Raw genomic sequence first — 16,981 nt, 5'->3', positions numbered from 1 at the left:
TTCGCGACGTAATCGTTTGCTTATGGGGCCGCGCAGCCGTCGCTGCTGCGTCTGTGATAGACTCCGGGGCTTTTCTGACGTAACCGGGCTGAACGCAATGAAACACACTGTTGAAGTGATGATCCCTGAACAGGCAATCGCCACGCGCATCGCTGAACTGGGCAAAGAGATTAACGACCACTACCGCGACAGCGGCAGCGATATGGTGCTGGTGGGGCTGCTGCGCGGCTCCTTTATGTTCATGGCTGATCTCTGTCGCGCCATCGATGTGCCGCATGAAGTCGACTTTATGACGGCTTCCAGTTACGGCAGCGGGATGTCCAGCACGCGTGATGTGAAAATCCTGAAAGATCTGGATGAAGACATCCGTGGCAAGGATGTGCTGATCGTCGAAGATATCATCGACTCCGGCAACACCCTGAGCAAAGTGCGAGAGATTCTGCAACTGCGTCAGCCAAAATCCCTGGCGATCTGTACGCTGCTGGATAAGCCAGAGCGCCGTGAAGTCGAAGTGAACGTCGAATATGTCGGCTTTGCGATTCCGGATGAGTTCGTGGTGGGCTTTGGTATCGACTATGCTCAGCACTATCGCCATCTGCCTTATATTGGCAAAGTGGTGCCGCTGGAATCCTGATACCGCTCTACCGCACATTCTTCCAAGGCCTGCACCTGTTGCCTGGTGTAGGCTATGCCGCGCTTTACGCTGCGATCGGCTCAGGCCTCGCCGTTCTTCCGCAGATTAGCAATGCCGTGGCGGTAGCGCTGTTCGAGGATCTCCCGGCTGTTTGCCGTCACATCAAGGTTACGCAGACAGCCGTCCTGAATGCCGTATACCCAGCCGTGCAGGGAGACATCCTTTCCGCGTTTCCAGGCAGATTGCAGTACGGTGGAGTGTCCCAGGTTATAGACTTGTTCAATAACGTTGATTTCGCACAGTTTGTCCAGGCGCTTATCCGGCGGGAGTTCCCCCAGCAACACGCTATGCTTGTACCAGAGGTCGCGGATGTGCAGCAGCCAGTTGTCGATTAATCCCAGTTCCGGGTTATCCATCGCCGCCTGCACGCCGCCGCAGCCGTAATGGCCGCAGACGATAACGTGTTCCACTTCCAGCACTTCGATAGCGTACTGCACCACGGACAGACAGTTCAGGTCGGTGTGGATCACCAGATTGGCCACGTTGCGGTGAACAAAGAGTTCGCCGGGTTCCAGTCCGGTCAGACGTTCGGCAGGAACACGGCTGTCAGAACAGCCAATCCACAGGAAGCGCGGTTTTTGTGCCTGGGCGAGCCGCTCAAAAAAGCTGGGATCTTCTTCAACCAGTAATTTTGACCATTCGCGGTTGTTTCTGATCAGGGTGTTGATATCTGTCATGGTGTTGAGCGACCGGTTACTGCGCAGAGTGCGCGCGCGTACTATATGACAGGGCCTGATAAATTTAAACGGCATTGCAATGCCATCAAAACAGGGTATGGATGCAGAATGACTTATGCACTGGAACTTTCCCGGCTGACCAAGACCTATCCCGGCGGCGTGCAAGCGCTGAAGGGCATCGATCTTAACGTTGAAGCGGGTGACTTTTATGCGCTGCTGGGGCCAAACGGTGCCGGTAAATCGACCACCATCGGAATTATCAGTTCGCTGGTTAATAAATCCGAGGGCAGCGTGCGGGTGTTTGGCTACGATCTTGAAAAAGATGTGGTGAATGCCAAGCGCCAGCTCGGCCTGGTGCCGCAGGAGTTTAACTTCAACCCGTTTGAGACGGTGATGCAAATCGTCGTTAATCAGGCGGGTTACTATGGCGTTGAGCGTCGTGAAGCCAATGAGCGGGCAGAAAAGTATCTGAAGCAGCTCGATCTGTGGGGAAAACGCGCTGAACGTGCACGCATGCTTTCCGGCGGGATGAAGCGTCGCCTGATGATCGCCCGTGCGCTGATGCATGAGCCTAAGCTGCTGATTCTGGATGAACCCACCGCTGGCGTGGATATCGAACTGCGACGCTCAATGTGGGTGTTCCTGAAAGATCTCAATGCCAAAGGCACGACCATTATTCTCACTACCCACTATCTGGAAGAGGCGGAGATGCTGTGCCGCAACATCGGCATCATCCAGAGCGGTGAGCTGGTGGAGAACACCTCAATGAAAGGGCTGCTCTCCAAGCTCAAATCAGAAACCTTTATCCTGGATCTGGCACCCCGCAGTCCGCTGCCCTCGCTGGAAGGGTTCCAGTACCGGCTGACCGATACCTCAACGCTCGAAGTGGAAGTGCTGCGTGAGCAGGGGCTCAACAGCGTCTTCAGCCAGCTTAGCGCGCAGGGTGTGCAGGTGCTGAGTATGCGCAATAAAGCCAACCGTCTTGAAGAGCTGTTTGTGGGTCTGACGACGCAGGGAAAAACAGGAGCAAAAGCATGACACATCTCTACTGGGTGGCGCTGAAGAGCATCTGGGCCAAAGAGGTTAACCGTTTCGCCCGCATCTGGATCCAGACGCTGGTGCCGCCGGTCATCACCATGACGCTCTATTTCATCATTTTTGGCAACCTGATCGGGTCGCGCATCGGTGAAATGCACGGCTTCAGCTATATGCAGTTCATCGTGCCGGGATTGATCATGATGGCGGTCATCACTAACGCCTATGCCAACGTGGCGTCGTCGTTCTTCAGCGCCAAGTTCCAGCGCAACATTGAAGAGCTGCTGGTCGCGCCGGTGCCGACCCACATCATCATTGCCGGCTATGTTGGCGGCGGCGTGGCGCGTGGTGTCTGCGTGGGTATTCTGGTGACGGCCATCTCGCTGTTCTTTGTGCCGTTCCACGTGCATTCCTGGACGATGGTGGCGGTCACGCTGCTGCTGACCGCGATTCTGTTTTCACTGGCAGGTTTGCTGAACGCTGTCTTTGCGCGCACCTTTGACGATATCAGCCTGATCCCGACCTTTGTGCTGACGCCACTGACTTATCTGGGCGGCGTATTCTATTCATTGAGTTTGCTGCCGCCGATCTGGCAGGCTGTCTCTAAACTCAATCCAATCGTTTATATGATTAGCGGATTCCGTTATGGCTTCCTCGGCATTAATGATGTGCCGCTGGTGTTTACCCTCTCGGTGCTGGTGGCCTTTATTCTGGTGTTCTACTGGCTGGTCTATGCGCTGATACAGCGCGGGCGCGGATTACGCACCTGACGTTAAGCTGAATGGTAAGGGCCACGCTGCGATAAGGGCGTGGCTTTTTTTTGGGTGGAGAGCAAATCACGCTGACTACGGTTCTGCCTGGCCTTAAAAATCACCTTAAAACCCGCCTCATTCGTTATATTTTGCCTCTGAAGCCGCCTGACGCCTCGCTTACATCCTTACTCACAAAAAATAACCCTAAGTATTATCTGATAATACTCTGACATCTTTCGCTATCTGAATGATTCTTAACTATTAAATATTTTTTAAGAATAGCCTTAAAGTCTGGCTGTTGTTTATTTGATTATGAATTATCAGAATAGCGCCGGAATAAGGTCATTCCTCTGCTCAGGGACGAATGAGTAGGCTAAGAGTCTTCTTAATAAGAAAAATGGCAACCGAATCAGGGCCAGTTTTTAATCAAAGGCAGGAAAAGATGAATCGTATAACGTGGATCGATAACCTGCGGGGATTGAGTATTCTCGCAATCATTTTTTTGCACAGCACTATTGCCGTACATAACAACGCCGGACATTTTACCGCCTTCAGCGGCCTGTTAAATGAGATGCTGGCACCGGTAAGGCTGGGGCTGATGTTCTTTGTTTCGGGTTTATTTGTCGATGCCGGGTTAAGAAAAGGCCTGGGTCCTTTTTTTAATAACAAGGTGCGCAGTATTCTCTATCCATTTGTGGTCTGGGTTGCAGTCTACGGCGGGTTGAAAATCCTGTTCAGCTCAATGGCTAATACGCCGCAATCACCGATGAATATTATTCTCTCCCACCTGACCGGTGGCGGTGATATGACCTGGTTCCTGCATTCGCTGTTTATCTTCTTTATTGTGATTATCTTTGCCCGTCACTTGCCGTTCCTGCTGGTGTTTGCCATCTGTATGACGCTGAGCTGGGCGCTGCCAGCGATTGAGGCGGATGGGGTGTTTGCCAGCTTCGACAATACCCACATCAATAAATCGCTTTATCTGTTTGTATTCTTCTATCTCGGCGATTACGTCGTGAGGAAGCAGGTGGATATCGCGGAGAAAGTGCAGCATGGCCCAACGCTGTTTATCTCGGTAATTAGTTTTGTGCTGCTCTCCTGCCTGAATATCTTTGTACTGGAGCGTCATTCCCAGGCGTTATTGTCACCGCTGGCACTATTATCGGTTCCGTTCTTTGTCTGGATTGCGCTGAAACTGAAGTCTGAACTGGTCTACTACATAGGCGTCAATTCTATCGTCTTCTATCTGTCGCATTATCTGGCGATTCAGTTCTTCAGTAAGATTGTGAAGTTTGAAAGCCCGTCAGCCTGGGTAAATGACCTGAAGTTTATTTCGGCGTTCCTGGTGGCGCTGGCGTTACCGTGGACATTATGTCTGATGAGAAAACGCGGCTGGTTTAATTTCCTCTTTACGATGAAAAAGTCATCGAAGCCGATGACAACCAAACCGGTTTAATTACTGCAGCAGAAATAAAAAGGGCCGCCCGTTTTACCGGCGGCCCTTTTTTAATCAGGTTTTAATCAGGCGATCTGCACCGGCAGCGCTTTCGCCAGACGCTTCATCTGGTTGTCACCTTCAAAATAGGCGACCTTAGGCTGCCACTGACGCGCTTCGGCATCGTCTACCTGCACATAGGAGCAGATAATTAAAATATCGCCTTCGCAGGCGCAGCGGGCGGCCGCACCGTTGACCGAGATGATTTTCGAGCCACGCTCAGCCGCGATAGCGTAGGTGGAAAAGCGCTGACCGTTGGTGACGTTATAAATATCGATCGCTTCATATTGCAGAATGCCGGAAGCATCCAGGAAATCCTGATCGATAGCGCAGGAACCTTCATAATTGAGGTCCGCCTGCGTCACCTTCACGCGGTGCAATTTGCCTTGCAGAACTGTGCGAATCATAGCCAGAAACCTTGTCAGAGAAATAAAATAACCTGCAGCGGGATTAATTACTGCGTCAGGTCAACGGTTTGATTATCAATCAGGCGGGCCTTGCCCAGCCAGGCGGCCATCAGCACCACCGCGCGCTGGCTGTCCACCGTCAGCGGTTGCAGCGTTTCCGCATCACAGATCGCCAGGCCATCAGGGCGTAATCCCTGCGCCAGCAGTGCCTCACTGGCTGCCTCAATGATCTCGTCAATATGACGCTCGCCATTCTCCAGCTGCGTCGCCATCTCATGCATCACCTGGCTCAGGACCGGTGCCAGCTTACGCTCATCTGCCGTCAGGTAGCCGTTGCGCGAACTCAGCGCCAGGCCATCTTTAGCGCGCACCGTAGGCACACCAACAATCTCAATGTCGAAGCCCATATCGGCCACCATCTTACGAATGATAGCCAGCTGCTGAAAATCCTTTTCACCGAAACAGGCAATATCGGGCTGTACCAGATTAAACAGTTTGCTGACGATAGTGGCCACACCGCGAAAATGACCTGGACGTGTGGCCCCTTCCAGCAGGGAAGAGAGCACCGGCACCTCAACAAAGGTCTGATTCTGCGCGCCCTGCGGATAGACTTCAGCAGGTGAGGGGGCGAAGACCACGTCAACCTGGTGGCGATTCAGCTTTTCACAATCTTCCTGCAGCGTGCGCGGGTAGCGCGCTAAATCATCGGCGCGATCGAACTGCATCGGATTGACAAAGATCGAGACAATCACGATGTCGCCGCGCGCCCGTGCTTCATCCACCAGCGTCAGGTGACCTTCATGCAGGTTGCCCATGGTCGGGACCAGCGCAATGCGTTTACCCTGCTGGCGCCAGCGTCGGACTTCCTGGCGCAGCATCAGCAGCGTTTCAATGATCAACACGGTGACTCTCCTGGATTACTGGAAACTGTGCTCTGCCGCCGGATAGGTTCCGGCCTCGACTTCGGCGATATAGTGGCGAATCGCCGCGCGAACATCGCCGGTCTCCGCCAGGAAATTTTTGGCAAATTTGGGAATGTGGCCGCCGGTCACGCCCAGCGCGTCATGCATCACCAGAATCTGACCATCGGTGACATTGCCGGCACCGATACCGATCACCGGGATGGTGAGCGCGTCGGTAATCCGCTGCGCTACCGACACCGGCACACACTCCAGCACCATCAGCTGTGCACCTGCGGCTTCCAGCGCCAGCGCATCGGCCAGCAACTGCTCTGCACCGGCTTCATCCCGGCCCTGTACTTTATAGCCGCCAAAGATATTGACCGACTGCGGTGTCAGGCCCAGATGACCACATACCGGAACGGCCCGCTCGGTCAGCATCTGCACGGTCTCAGCCAGCCAGCTGCCGCCTTCCAGCTTCACCATGTTAGCACCGGCACGCATCAGCTGCGCGGCGTTGTCAAAGGTCTGCTGTGGCGTGGCATAACTCATAAACGGCAGGTCGGCGAGCAGCAGTGCCTGTGGTGCGCCACGGCGCACGGCGGCGGTGTGATAGGCGATGTCGCTGACCGTGACCGGCAGGGTGGAATCATGCCCCTGCACCGTCATCCCTAAAGAATCACCAACCAGCAGCACCTGAATGCCTTCATCGGCAAACAAGCGGGCGAAACTGAAATCGTAGGCGGTCAGGGTCGCGAATTTTTTACCGCTGGCTTTCGCCTGACGCAGATGTGAAATCGTGGTGGGTTTCATGGCGCTCTCAACTCAGGAATTCTGATGGGCGCAGTTTACTGGATAGCGTGAAAGAGCGGAATCAGAGATGTGCGTTTGTCTGCTCAGCCGTGCCACAGCACGATGCTGCTACTGTCGAGGGCAGCCAGGATTGTGCTGAGTGCGCGACCGTCGGGCAGGCGGGCGTCTGGCGCAATCGCCAGCAGGGGCACCAGCATAAACGCGCGATTCAGCAGATCATAGTGCGGCACGATCAGCCGCTCCGTGTTGATGTGCGCCTCGCCAAACAGCATCAGATCGATATCCAGCGTGCGCGGACCCCAGCGTTCTGCCTTGCGCACCCGGCCATGCTCCTGCTCGATCCGCTGGGTATGGTCAAGCAGCGCTTCTGCACTGAGATCGGTCTCCAGCGCCACGGCGGCATTGAGAAAATCGGGCTGATCGGGCGGGCCATAAGGCGGCGTGCGGTAGAACGGCGAGGTAGCGATGCGTTGCGTCTGCGGCAACGCATCCAGTGCGGTCAGCGCTGCATCAACCTGATGCAGCGGATCGGCCAGGTTACTGCCTAACGCGAGGTAAACCCGTGTCATGAGACGTTCTGGTTGTCACGACGCGGTGCGGAAGGACGGCGGCGCGGACGACGCGATTTATTACGCGGCACCGGATCGTCACCCAGGTTATTGAGCATGTTTTTCTGATGCGGCGGCGCAGCCACCTGGAATTCACCCCACCACTGGCTCAGGCGCAGCAGTTCCGGGTTATTTTCCACTTCTGCACGCAGTGCCAGCAGATCGTAAGCGGCGCGGAATTTCGGATGCTCCATCAGTTTCCAGGCGCGTTTACCGTGACGGCGGGACATGCGTAACTGCAGCAGCCAGATATCGCGGATTAGCGACGTAATACGTTTCGGAATCGCCAGCGCACGGCAGGCTTCGTCCAGCGTATCGTTCATCGCCATCGCAAAAGCTTCGAAGTAGGTCAGGCCACTCTCCTGCGCAATGCGTTCTGCCGTTTCAAGCTGCGGATACCAGAACATCGCGGCAAACAGGAACGCCGGATTAACGCGCATGTCGTTGTGAATGCGGTTATCGGTGTTTTTCAGCACCTGCGCCAGCATCCGCTCCATGTGACTGTCGCTGTTTTCCGTGAAGTTACGCGCCAGCGTCGGGAACAGTGGCTGGAACAGCTGATATTCACACAGCTTGAGATATGTGCTGTAGCCGTAGCCAGCCTGCAACATCTTCAGCGACTCTTCAAACAGGCGAGCAGGCGGAATATCACGCAACAGCGAGGCCAGACGTGGAATCGGCTCGGCGGTTTCCGGCGCAATGCTCATATTGAGTTTGGCGGCAAAGCGTGCGACGCGCAGCATGCGGACCGGATCTTCGCGGTAGCGGGTTTCCGGATCGCCAATCAGGCGAATGATGCCCTGTTCGAGATCGCTGATGCCGCCGACATAGTCACGCACGCTGAAATCAGCCACGCTGTAGTAGAGGCTGTTGATGGTGAGATCGCGTCGCTGGGCATCATCTTCGATAGAGCCGAAGATGTTGTCGCGCAGCAGCATGCCGCTCTGGGCGCGCTGCGAGCTGTTGCGATCCTCTTCCGGCTCTTCCGCCTGATGATGTCCACGGAAGGTGGCGACTTCGATCACTTCCGGGCCAAACATCACGTGCGCCAGACGGAAACGACGGCCAACCAGGCGACAGTTGCGGAACAACTTACGCATCTGCTCAGGCGTGGCATTGGTGGTCACGTCGAAATCTTTGGGTTTTTGCCCCAGTAGCAAATCGCGCACGCCACCGCCTACCAGATAGGCTTCATAACCGGCTTTGTTCAGGCGATAGAGCACTTTGAGGGCATTTTCGCTGATGTCTTTACGTGAGATGGTATGGCTTTCACGAGGAATGATGGTCATCAGACGCTCTGGTTCAACCTCTGCTGGGGCTTCCTCTTCATCACGCTTCAGGACTTTCCGGCAAAAATTAGCTACTCGGGTAAAAATGGGACACCTCGACAGTGGCAATTAGGGTGTAGGTAAAATCAGCGGCTAATCATAGCCTGTTGAGAACCGTTTGAGAATGCTGTTGTCTATGCATCCGGTTTCAGGGCGTTCTCTTGCGGCATCAAAGCGATATTCCACTGCGACACCGCATCAGACAGCAGTTTGTCCTGCGTTAAGTCCTGCCAGCCGCCTGAAACCGGCTGTCCGAGGAAGCGTAACGCCGCCACCAACAGGGGTCTGGCATCGCCATCCGGCAGCGCAGGTGCATGATTCTGCTTCGACAACTTATGACCATCGTGGTTAAGCGCCAGCGGCAGATGCAGCCAGTCAGGCACCGGCCAGCCAAATTGCTGGCAGAGCGCAATCTGTCGCACCGTCGGCTCAATCAAATCTGCGCCGCGAACCACTTCGGTAATGCCCTGAAAATGATCATCGACAACGACCGCCAGGTTATAGGCAAACAGGCCATCACGGCGGTGAATAATAAAATCTTCCTGTGCCAGACGCCTGTCCGCCTCCACACGGCCACGCAGACGATCGTCAAACGCAAAGACCGGCGCATGCTGGCGTAAACGCAGCGCGGCATTCTCCGGTCCGCGTTGCCGTTCACGGCAGTAACCATCATAGAAACCGCCAATCTGCTGAATGCGACGCCGGGGGCAGGTGCAGTAATAGCTCTGACGATGCTGCTGCAGCCAGGCCAGCGCGTCACGGTAGGCCTCATGACGTTGTGACTGCCACAGAACCTCGCCATCCCACTCTAAACCGTAGTGCTCCAGCTGATGCAGGATACGGCTGGCGGCACCCGGCACTTCCCGTGGCGGATCGATATCTTCAATCCTCACCCGCCAGACGCCGTTTTGCGCACGCGCGCTCAGGTAACTGCCCAGGGCAGCAATCAGCGATCCGAAGTGGAGTTCACCAGAGGGAGAAGGGGCGAAGCGACCGATACAGGAGGATGACATAGGTTTCAGAAGTGACCACGCAGCGGACAAAACAGCAGTTGTTCCACTGCGTGGTAACAGGCTGGACGCGGCATCAGCCGGCCATTTGTTTCTCACGAATTTCTGCTAACGTCTTACAGTCGATGCAGAGATCGGCAGTAGGACGGGCTTCGAGACGGCGGATACCAATCTCAACGCCACAGGAATCGCAATAGCCGAAGTCGTCATCTTCAACTTTCTTCAGCGTCTTCTCGATCTTTTTGATCAGTTTACGTTCGCGATCGCGGTTACGCAGCTCCAGGCTGAACTCCTCTTCCTGCGCGGCACGGTCAACCGGGTCCGGGAAGTTAGCGGCTTCATCCTGCATATGAGAAACGGTACGATCGACTTCGTCCCGTAATTGATTACGCCAGGCTTCCAGAATCTTGCGAAAATGGGTCAGCTGCGCATCATTCATATACTCTTCGCCAGGCTTCACCTGATAAGGTTCGACGCCAGCAATAGAGAGAATACTCAGGGACGATGTTTTACGGTTTTGACCTTCTTGCATGTTGCTTCTCCTGGATAACACGCACTATACCCTTCGAATTTCGTCTCGCAGGGGCCTTGCTGCCAGCCTGCATTTGACGTCTGCGGGGTACATCGATCCCCCATTGGGGAAAAAAACAGGCCGCTATAAATAACAGAAGCAGTCAGGGTTGGCAATTCTTCATGAACACACCTTGACAAGCCTGTGAGGAACAGCGTAATTGGCCCTTAGCTCAGAACATTCTTAACACATAAAATTGCAAAAGATATTACAAGGTTACGTTGATCGGCGATTTAAGAAACATTCCCTCCGCCGATAAGTCTGCCTGATACGCTAAAACCTCTACGCCCTCCTGCTGCGCCTGAGCCAGTTGTTCTGCATACGCCACATCAATGTGCCGTGCCGGGGAAACGTCCTCAATCCCCGAGTGCAAAACGGCAAACAACAAAACGGCCCGATGACCCTCTGCCGCAACTGTTGCCAGTTCACGCAGGTGTTTCTGTCCTCGAATCGTCACCGCATCCGGAAAATACCCTTTTCCTTCATGTAGAAGGGTTACGGATTTCACCTCAATATAGCAGTTGCGCCGGGCCTCTGCTTTGAGCAGGAAATCAATTCTGCTTTTTTCAGTGCCATATCTCACTTCCGCCTGACGATGCGTATAACCGGCCAGCGCCGGCAGCCGTTCCTGCTTCAGCGCCTCAGCCACCAGTTGGTTGGCGCGCAGCGTATTCACGCAGATCCAGTGGCCCTGTTGCGTTTCGGTCAGCTCCCAGCTGTGGGGGTATTTGCGCGTCAGGCTATCGGACGTCGAATACCAGACCCGATCGCCCGGCGTGGCGCAGCCGGTCATGGCGCCGGTATTGGCGCAGTGAATCGTCAGAACGTCGCCCTCTGGCGTCACCACATCGGCCAAAAAACGTTTGTAACGGGCAATCAGACGGGCGGGTTTAAGGGGCGGAGAGAAGTGCATGTGGATCCTGAGAATGTAATGGCCAGCTAGCCAGGGCGCGATAGCGGGTGCGGCCCCGGGCATATTCAGAGGCGAACAGAGAAAAGGTAGAGACGCGAAAACGCCAGTGAAAGCCGCGCGGCGGTAACGTCACCGGCTGCGTGGCGTGGCGTAACAGCGTGATGTGCGGATGAAACGGCTGGGGGCTCTGGTAACAGCCATGCCGGGCGGCCTGGGCCCGCAGCAGGCTGGCGAGCTGCAACAGACCGCGTGGCGCGCGCTGGCAGCCGAGCCAGACCACGCCGGGGCGCGGCCAGTGTCCGGCATCATCAAGGTCGAGATCAAAACCGGGCTGCACAATACGGGAGGCCAGCGTCTGCAGGCGCTGTGAGGTTTCCGGCGCAACTTCACCCAGAAACGCCAGCGTCAGGTGCAGATTCGCCGCGACCACCGGCTGGCCCGCCTCCGCAGGAAAGGTATCGGCCCGCCAGCGCACCAGCTCTTGCTGCATCTCGTCAGGCAGGCTGATGGCAAAAAATAAGCGTTGTGTCGCCATGGCGCTCTCCGGCAAATATCACGGATGGATGCTACAATGCGCGCCATCTTAGCACAGGCAGAAGCGGAGTTTGCTGTGAGCGATTTACCGGTCAGCGCGGTGCTGCCTGACATCCTGGCGGCGCTGAGTGACGCCCCACAAATCCTGCTGGCCGCGCCCACGGGGGCAGGCAAATCGACCTGGCTGCCGCTGCAGTTGTTACAGCAGGCGGCGCTGCCAGGACGGATCATCATGCTGGAGCCACGTCGGCTGGCGGCGCGTAATGTGGCGCAGCGGCTGGCGGAGCAACTCGGCGAGCAGCCGGGTGGCACGGTGGGATTCCGGATGCGTGGCGAAAGCTGCGTCGGGCCGCAGACCCGGCTGGAAGTGGTGACCGAAGGCATGCTCACGCGCATGCTTCAGCACGACCCGATGCTGGAAGGCGTGTCGCTGGTGATCCTCGATGAATTTCACGAGCGCAGCCTGCAGGCCGATCTGGCGCTGGCGCTGCTGCTTGATGTACAGCAGGGGCTGCGCGACGACCTTAAAATCATGCTGATGTCCGCCACGCTGGACAACGCCCGGCTGGCGGCGCTGCTGCCGGATGCGCCACTGATCGTCTCAGAAGGGCGCAGCTATCCGGTTGAGCGGCGTTACGCGTCACTGAATCAGAATGTGCGTTTTGAAGAGGCGGTCGCGCGTGAAGTCGCCCAGCTGCTGCGGGATGAGAGCGGTTCGCTGCTGCTGTTTCTGCCGGGTGTGGCGGAGATCGAACGGGTGAAGCGCGAGCTGGAATCACGCATCAGTGACGACGTTGATCTGACGCCGCTCTATGGCGCACTGCCGCTGGCGGCGCAGCGCCGGGCAATTCTGCCTGCCGCCGACGGCCGCCGCAAAGTGGTGCTTGCCACCAATATCGCCGAAACCAGCCTGACCATTGAGGGGATTCGGCTGGTGGTCGACAGTGCGCTGGAACGCAGCGCTCTGTTTGACGCCCGCAGCGGCGTGACGCGTCTGCAGACCCAGCGAATCAGCCAGGCATCGATGATCCAGCGAGCGGGTCGCGCCGGGCGACTGATGCCGGGACTCTGCCTGCATCTGGTGCCGCAGGAGCAGGCATCACGAGCGGCGGCGCAGAGCGAACCGGAAATCGTTAACAGCGATCTCTCGTCACTGTGGCTGGATCTGCTGCAGTGGGGCTGTACCCAGCCGCAACAGCTGCAGTGGCTGGATCTGCCGCCCGCCAGAAATCTGGATGCGGCGCAGCAGCAGCTGACCCGACTGGGAGCACTGGACAACAACGGCCTGCTCAACACGCTGGGACGGCGCATGGCGCAGCTGGGATGCGATCCCCGACTCGCCGCCATACTGTGTGCCGCAGGCGATGAGCCGGATGCGGTCGCCAGCGCCGCGCTGCTGGTGGCGATTCTGGAAGATCCTCTCCGCAGCGGCAGCGCCGACCTGCGTGATGCGCTGCATCGGCCGCAGGCGCAATGGCAGCGGCGGGCGCAGCAGTGGCAGCAGCGGCTTAAAATCCGTGGCGGGCGCATCGATGAAGATCGTTTCGCCGGATTGCTGGCGGTGGGCTTTGGCGATCGGCTGGCGCGGCGACGCGATCAGAGTGGTCGCTATCAGCTGGCCAACGGGCTGGGCGCCAGACTCGATGAGCAGGATGGCCTGACGCGTAATGAATGGCTGATTGCGCCTGCTCTGTTGCAGGGCAGTGCCACACCGGATGCCCGGATGTTGCTGGCACTGCCGGTCGATATTGAAACGCTGTGCCAGCAGCAGCCCGCCCTGATTGAGCGCCGGACCGAAGTAGAGTGGGACGAAGAGAAAGGCACGCTGCGTGCTTTCAGACGTGAGCAGATTGGCGCGCTGATACTGAAAACCCAGCCGATGGCGCGCCCGGAACCGGAGGTGCTGCACGCGGCCATGCTGCGCTGGATCGCCGAAAAAGGTCTGTCGGTACTGGGCTGGACGCCGGAGGCCGAACAGCTGCGCCTGCGCATCCAGTGTGCGGCCCGGTGGCTGCCGGAAGAGAGCTGGCCCGTGACCGACGATGAAACCCTGCTTGAGAGCCTGTCGCAGTGGCTGTTGCCGCAGATGTCAGCGGTACGCGATCTCCGCAGCCTGCAGGCGGTGAACCTGACCACGGCACTCTTACATTTACTCACATGGTCACAGCGTCAGCGGCTGGATACTGTGCTGCCAACTCATTACACTGTGCCCACCGGAAGCCGGCTGCCAATCCGCTACGATGCGGAGAAGCCGCCCGCGCTGGCGGTAAGGATTCAGGAGATGTTTGGCGAAGCGCAGAATCCCACCGTAGCGGAAGGACGTATTCCGCTGGTGCTGGAGCTGTTATCGCCCGCCCAGCGCCCGTTGCAGATCACCCGCGATCTGGCGGCGTTCTGGCGCGGTGCCTGGCCGGAGGTCAGGAAAGAGATGAAGGGACGTTATCCTAAACATCCCTGGCCCGAGGATCCGGCCACCGCCTTGCCAACAAGGCGAACCAAAAAAATGTCCCCGCAGGGTTGAGTCCGCTGGATCGAATTCAGAGGGTTCTGCCATGCGGCACGCGAGAAAGCAGTTAGAGTAGCGGCGCTGCCGTAAGCACTGCCTGGAGAAGAAAAGTAATGTCTGGGAACGATCGCGAACCAATAGGGCGCAAAGGTAAACCGTTGCCGCCGCGCAGCAGTGCGGGCCGGGGACGACGCAGGGATATCGAACAGGATATCGATCAGGACGATTTTAATGATGACGAGGAGGAAGCGCCGGTGCCACGTAAAGGTAAAGGTGGAAAACCGCCGCGCGGCAAACGCCGTTGGCTGGGATGGGTAATCAAACTGTTCCTGGTGTTTGTGGTGGTCATGGCCGCGTGGGGCATCTACCTCGACTCGGAAATTCGCAGCCGGATTGACGGTAAAGTGTGGCAACTGCCCGCCACCGTCTATGGCCGCATGGTCAGCCTGGAACCCGGCATGGCCTACAACAAAAGTGAAATGGTGGCGCTGCTGGAAGGTACTCAGTATCGCGAAGTCTCCCGTATTACCCGCCCTGGCGAGTTTTCGGTGAAGGGCAATACCATCGATCTGCTGCGTCGCCCGTTTGATTTCCCCGACAGTAAAGAGGGGCAGATCCACGCGCGCATGAGCTTCAGTAAAGATGAGCTGAGCGAGATTAAAAACCTCGAAACCGGTCGTGATTTTGGCTTTTTCCGCCTCGATCCGCGCCTGATCACCATGCTGCAGTCGCCGAACGGTGAACAGCGACTCTTCGTACCGCGCGCCGGTTTCCCGGATCTGCTGGTCGATACGCTGATCGCCACCGAAGATCGCCATTTCTATGAGCATGATGGCATCAGCCCTTACTCCATCGGCCGCGCCTTCCTGGCGAACATCACGGCCGGGAAAGCGGTGCAGGGCGGCAGTACGCTGACGCAGCAGCTGGTGAAGAACCTGTTCCTCACCAACGAGCGTTCGCTGTGGCGTAAAGCGCGTGAAGCCTACATGGCGGTGATCATGGATGCGCGCTACAGCAAAGATCGCATCCTGGAGCTCTACCTGAACGAGGTCTATCTCGGTCAGGCTGGCAGCGATCAGATCCGCGGTTTCCCGCTGGCCAGCCTCTACTACTTTGGCCGTCCGGTTGATGAGCTGAGTCTGGATCAGCAGGCGATGCTGGTCGGCATGGTGAAAGGCGCGTCGCTCTATAATCCGTGGCGTAACCCGAAACTGGCGCTGGAACGACGCAACCTCGTGCTGCGCCTGTTGCAGCAGCAGAAAGTGATCGACCAGGAGCTGTATGACATGCTGTCGGCCCGTCCGCTGGGTGTGCAGCCGAAAGGCGGCGTGATTACGCCGCAGCCGGCCTTTATGCAGATGGTGCGTAACGAGCTTCAGGCAAAACTGGGCGACAAGGTGAAAGATCTCTCCGGGGTGAAAATCTTCACCACGCTGGATCCGGTGTCGCAGGATGCGGCCGAAAAGGCGGTGATCGATGGCATTCCGACGCTGAAAAAACAGCGTGGTCTGAAAGATCTGGAAACCGCGATGGTGGTGGTTGACCGTTTCAGCGGCGAAGTCCGCGCTATGGTCGGCGGTGCCGATCCACAGTATGCCGGTTACAACCGCGCGCTGCAGGCACGCCGCTCTATCGGCTCACTGGCGAAACCGGCGACTTACCTGACCGCGCTGAGCCAGCCAAACAGCTACCGGCTGAACAGCTGGATCGCCGATGAGCCGATTGCGCTGAAACAGCCAAACGGCAGCATCTGGAAACCGATGAACGACGATCGTCGCTTCAGCGGCAAAGTGATGCTGGTGGATGCGCTGACCAACTCAATGAACGTGCCGACCGTAAACCTCGGTATGACGCTGGGGCTGGATGCGGTAGTGGATACCTGGAACAAGCTGGGCGTGCCAAAAGAGCAGCTGCATCCGGTGCCATCGATGCTGCTGGGTGCTTTAAACCTGACACCGGTTGAAGTGGCTCAGGCGTTCCAGTCGATTGCCAGCGGCGGCAACCGCGCGTCGCTGTCAGCGGTGCGTTCGGTGATTGCGGAAGATGGCAGCGTGCTCTATCAGAGCTATCCGCAGGCGCAGCGTGTTGAGCCGGCGCAGGCCGCTTATCTGACGCTCTACACCATGCAACAGGTGGCTGACCACGGTACCGCCCGTGCACTGGGCGCACGTTTCCCGAATGCGCATCTGGCGGGCAAAACCGGTACTACCAACGATCTGGTGGACAGCTGGTTTGCCGGTATTGATGGTAAAGAAGTGGCGATCACCTGGGTGGGACGCGATAACAACCAGCCGACCAAACTCTATGGTGCCAGCGGCGCGATGCAGCTCTACCGTCGCTACCTGGACATTCAGGCCCCGATGCCGTTACAGCTGACGCCACCGGAAGATGTGTCGCTGATGAATGTGGATTCTGCCGGTAACTTTGTCTGCGGCACGGGCAGCAGCACCTGGCGTTCTCTGCCGGTATGGGCGCTGGATCCGAATGCGCTGTGTCAGCAACAGCAGCAGCAGGTTCAGCAGCAACAACAGCTCTTCGATCAGCAGCAGCAACAACAGCAGCAGCAGCAGCCGCAACAACCGGCCCAGCAACAGCAGGAGCAGAAAGATAGCGACGGCGTAGCAGGGTGGATAAAAGATATGTTTGGCAAATAAATCAGTCAGACAGGTTAAAAAGGGCGCTTCGGCGCCCTTTTTTTGTTCCTGATCAATACGCGTCAATCGGCCTGCAAACGGCGTC

At 57.2% G+C, this 16,981-nt stretch carries 16 protein-coding genes; 6 read left to right on the top strand and 10 right to left on the bottom strand.

From position 1 onward, the window contains the following. Window positions 1-97: 97 nt before the first annotated feature. The gene (gene hpt / locus HFD94_RS18540; RefSeq protein ID WP_010254010.1) at window positions 98-634 is read left to right on the top strand and encodes a hypoxanthine phosphoribosyltransferase; all 537 of its coding nucleotides are present in this window, start codon (window positions 98-100) and stop codon (window positions 632-634) included. An 80-nt stretch (window positions 635-714) separates the two neighbouring features. Here hpt and can read toward each other — a convergent pair whose 3' ends face one another. After that, on the bottom strand, window positions 715-1,371 hold the full coding sequence (gene can, locus HFD94_RS18535; protein ID WP_029519477.1) for a carbonate dehydratase: 657 nt from the start codon (window positions 1,369-1,371) through the stop codon (window positions 715-717). 108 nt (window positions 1,372-1,479) lie between these two features. Between can and HFD94_RS18530 the strand changes: the two genes are divergently transcribed. The 3 genes from HFD94_RS18530 to HFD94_RS18520 all read left to right on the top strand — a co-directional run bounded on the left by HFD94_RS18530 (window position 1,480) and on the right by HFD94_RS18520 (window position 4,614). Beyond that, window positions 1,480-2,409, top strand: a complete 930-nt coding sequence (locus tag HFD94_RS18530) for an ABC transporter ATP-binding protein (RefSeq protein ID WP_010671845.1) — start codon at window positions 1,480-1,482, stop codon at window positions 2,407-2,409. After that, window positions 2,406-3,176 carry an ABC transporter permease gene (locus tag HFD94_RS18525; RefSeq protein ID WP_010254018.1) on the top strand — a complete coding sequence of 257 codons (771 nt, stop codon included), beginning with the start codon at window positions 2,406-2,408 and terminating at the stop codon, window positions 3,174-3,176. The genes HFD94_RS18530 and HFD94_RS18525 overlap by 4 nt, the downstream gene beginning before the upstream one ends. Before the next feature lie 424 nt (window positions 3,177-3,600). Continuing rightward, window positions 3,601-4,614, top strand: coding sequence for an acyltransferase family protein (locus tag HFD94_RS18520; protein WP_010671846.1), 1,014 nt, complete (start codon window positions 3,601-3,603; stop codon window positions 4,612-4,614). Window positions 4,615-4,679: 65 nt separating this feature from the next. On the opposite strand, the gene panD is transcribed toward HFD94_RS18520, so the two are convergent. The 9 genes from panD to thpR form a co-directional block, all read right to left on the bottom strand. Continuing rightward, window positions 4,680-5,060: an aspartate 1-decarboxylase gene (gene panD, locus HFD94_RS18515; RefSeq protein ID WP_010254022.1), complete on the bottom strand. Its 381-nt coding sequence runs from the start codon at window positions 5,058-5,060 to the stop codon at window positions 4,680-4,682. Window positions 5,061-5,107: 47 nt separating this feature from the next. Beyond that, the gene (panC, locus tag HFD94_RS18510) at window positions 5,108-5,962 is read right to left on the bottom strand and encodes a pantoate--beta-alanine ligase (RefSeq protein WP_089414561.1); all 855 of its coding nucleotides are present in this window, start codon (window positions 5,960-5,962) and stop codon (window positions 5,108-5,110) included. A 15-nt stretch (window positions 5,963-5,977) separates the two neighbouring features. Then, entirely contained in the window at window positions 5,978-6,772 is a 795-nt protein-coding gene (gene panB / locus HFD94_RS18505) for a 3-methyl-2-oxobutanoate hydroxymethyltransferase (protein WP_010254026.1), read from the bottom strand. A gap of 83 nt (window positions 6,773-6,855) precedes the next feature. Next, a complete protein-coding gene (gene folK, locus HFD94_RS18500; protein ID WP_045140766.1) occupies window positions 6,856-7,341 on the bottom strand; it encodes a 2-amino-4-hydroxy-6-hydroxymethyldihydropteridine diphosphokinase in 486 nt (161 codons plus the stop codon). Continuing rightward, window positions 7,338-8,756: a polynucleotide adenylyltransferase PcnB gene (gene pcnB, locus HFD94_RS18495; RefSeq protein WP_203583884.1), complete on the bottom strand. Its 1,419-nt coding sequence runs from the start codon at window positions 8,754-8,756 to the stop codon at window positions 7,338-7,340. The genes folK and pcnB overlap by 4 nt, the downstream gene beginning before the upstream one ends. A gap of 86 nt (window positions 8,757-8,842) precedes the next feature. Next, on the bottom strand, window positions 8,843-9,721 hold the full coding sequence (gene gluQRS / locus HFD94_RS18490; protein WP_010254032.1) for a tRNA glutamyl-Q(34) synthetase GluQRS: 879 nt from the start codon (window positions 9,719-9,721) through the stop codon (window positions 8,843-8,845). Between the two features lie 73 nt (window positions 9,722-9,794). Then, window positions 9,795-10,250 carry an RNA polymerase-binding protein DksA gene (gene dksA, locus HFD94_RS18485; RefSeq protein WP_010254035.1) on the bottom strand — a complete coding sequence of 152 codons (456 nt, stop codon included), beginning with the start codon at window positions 10,248-10,250 and terminating at the stop codon, window positions 9,795-9,797. 247 nt (window positions 10,251-10,497) lie between these two features. Further along, window positions 10,498-11,202: a DNA/RNA nuclease SfsA gene (sfsA, locus tag HFD94_RS18480; protein ID WP_050679564.1), complete on the bottom strand. Its 705-nt coding sequence runs from the start codon at window positions 11,200-11,202 to the stop codon at window positions 10,498-10,500. After that, a complete protein-coding gene (thpR, locus tag HFD94_RS18475; protein ID WP_010671851.1) occupies window positions 11,180-11,737 on the bottom strand; it encodes an RNA 2',3'-cyclic phosphodiesterase in 558 nt (185 codons plus the stop codon). The genes sfsA and thpR overlap by 23 nt, the downstream gene beginning before the upstream one ends. A gap of 36 nt (window positions 11,738-11,773) precedes the next feature. Between thpR and hrpB the strand changes: the two genes are divergently transcribed. Together hrpB and mrcB are read left to right on the top strand one after the other, a co-directional pair. Next, window positions 11,774-14,257 carry an ATP-dependent helicase HrpB gene (gene hrpB / locus HFD94_RS18470; RefSeq protein ID WP_167433367.1) on the top strand — a complete coding sequence of 828 codons (2,484 nt, stop codon included), beginning with the start codon at window positions 11,774-11,776 and terminating at the stop codon, window positions 14,255-14,257. A 98-nt stretch (window positions 14,258-14,355) separates the two neighbouring features. After that, entirely contained in the window at window positions 14,356-16,896 is a 2,541-nt protein-coding gene (gene mrcB / locus HFD94_RS18465; RefSeq protein ID WP_010671853.1) for a bifunctional glycosyl transferase/transpeptidase, read from the top strand. Window positions 16,897-16,981 lie beyond the last annotated feature (85 nt).

Origin of the sequence: Pantoea sp. EKM20T (assembly GCF_011800485.1) — a bacterium.
GTDB lineage: Bacteria > Pseudomonadota > Gammaproteobacteria > Enterobacterales > Enterobacteriaceae > Pantoea > Pantoea agglomerans.
Note: the sequence above shows the minus strand (reverse complement) of the source record. Positions and strands in the feature narration are given on the sequence as shown.